Origin of the sequence: Guptibacillus hwajinpoensis (assembly GCF_005144865.1) — a bacterium.
GTDB classification, from domain to species: Bacteria; Bacillota; Bacilli; order Bacillales; family Guptibacillaceae; genus Guptibacillus; species Guptibacillus hwajinpoensis_A.
In genome coordinates, this window is record NZ_SWFM01000025.1 from 1 (window position 1) to 554 (window position 554).

1 protein-coding gene is annotated in these 554 nt (G+C 66.8%); it reads left to right on the forward strand.

All coding sequences use genetic code 11. The features are described 5' to 3' along the window. Positions 1-23: 23 nt before the first annotated feature. Positions 24-554 (forward strand): MATE family efflux transporter (locus FBF83_RS20605; RefSeq protein WP_240688164.1); only part of this gene is annotated, 531 nt, incomplete at its 3' end.

Below are 554 nucleotides of genomic sequence, written 5' to 3' on the forward strand. Positions count from 1 at the left end.
GCCGTTTACTGTCCGGAGCCTGCATGCCTGAGCCTGCCAACCCCACGTCCTCTTCCTCTGCCAGAAACCCGTCCCCGCGTGGTCGGCGTGATCTGCTGCGTGATCCGATCGCCTCGACGCTTGCCCGCATGACGGGGCCGGTGATCGGCGGCATCGTTACCATGATGCTGTTCAACCTGGTGGATGCCTGGTTCATCGCCCAGCTGGGCACCGCGGAGCTGGCGGCGGTCACCTTCACCTTTCCGGTGACCTTTGCCGTCATCAGCATCGCCATCGGTCTGTCCATCGGCACCACCGCCGTGGTGGGGCGCAGGCTCGGGCGTGGCGAGTTCGAGACGGTCAAGGCGCGGGCCACGGATGCCAGTCTGCTGGGGTTGCTGCTGGGCGTCGTGATGATCGTGGCGGGGCTTGTCAGCATCGGGCCGCTGTTTGGGCTGCTGGGGGCCGATGACACCCTGATGCCGCACATCCAGGACTACATGCAGGTGTGGTACTTCGGGGCGCCCTTCGTGTTGCTGCCACGCGTGCTGGGCAGCGTGCTGCGCGCCGAGGGC